2 protein-coding genes are annotated in these 930 nt (G+C 65.9%); both read right to left on the bottom strand.

The genetic code is table 11. From position 1 onward, the window contains the following. Positions 1-362, bottom strand: a 362-nt coding sequence (locus JKG68_RS32590) for an IS66 family transposase (RefSeq protein ID WP_202066601.1), incomplete at its 3' end; no start/stop codon positions are given. 113 nt (positions 363-475) lie between these two features. After that, positions 476-832 (bottom strand): IS66 family insertion sequence element accessory protein TnpB, encoded by a 357-nt coding sequence (gene tnpB, locus JKG68_RS32585; RefSeq protein WP_202066600.1) that lies wholly within the window; start codon positions 830-832, stop codon positions 476-478. Between the last annotated feature and the right edge of the window lie 98 nt (positions 833-930).

Below are 930 nucleotides of genomic sequence, written 5' to 3'. Positions count from 1 at the left end.
ACACGCAGTTGCGCCGGCACGATGTCGAGCCGCTCGGAGATGTCCTCGCCGATGCGGTGCAGGAGGTTGCGGCAGCAGGGGCAGGTCGAATTCTCAACGTCGATGATCGTCTCGATCCGCGGCAGATGGGCCGGTAGCGCTCCCCGGTTCCGGCGTCGCCGAGCCGCGCGGCTTTTGCGCTCGGCCGGATCCGCTTGCTCGTGGTGGGCGTCCTCGGCAGCCTCATTCTGTTCGGCCTCTTCCAGGCCCAGCAGCAGCTGATCCTCGGGTAGGCTCTCGGCTCTGCGACCGAAACGGTGACGCTGCATCGCCTTGATGATCTGCTCCAGGCGTTCAGCGCGGGCCCGCTCGGCCAGGAGCATGGCCTTGAGCAGGTCAGGATCATCAGGGAGGGTTTGCGTCGCGCTGGTCACAAGACGAAGTGAATCATGCTTCCCCGATGTCGGCGATGGCTCTTATGGATGGGCGCGTCCGATCAGCTGGGCTCCACAGGCGCAGAGGTTGGTCGTGGCGCATGCACGCGACGCCAGTCCAGACCCTCGAGCAGCGCGGAGAGCTCGGCGGCCGAGAGGTGAAGGGCACCATCCTGCACCTTGGGCCAGCGGAACTCGCCATCCTCCAATCGCTTAGCGACAAGAACCACTCCCGTGCCGTCCCAGAACACCAGCTTGATGCGATCCGTGCGCTTGGCACGGAACACGTACACGGCTCCCGAGAATGGATCGGCCCCCATGGTGTCGCGCACGAGCGCGGCGAGCCCATCCGCCCCTTTGCGGAAGTCGACGGGCTTGGTGGCCACCAGGACACGGACAGCGCCGGTTGGGCCGATCATCGCAGGCTCTTGAGGGTTTGCAGCACGAGGGCCAATGTCGCTCCATCGACCCCGCGTGGGACGCGAATGACGGCGCCCTCCACGGCAAGTTCGATCAC

The organism is Microvirga aerilata, from assembly GCF_016743775.1.
Taxonomy (GTDB): domain Bacteria; phylum Pseudomonadota; class Alphaproteobacteria; order Rhizobiales; family Beijerinckiaceae; genus Microvirga; species Microvirga aerilata.
This window is presented reverse-complemented; position numbering and strand designations above follow the sequence as displayed.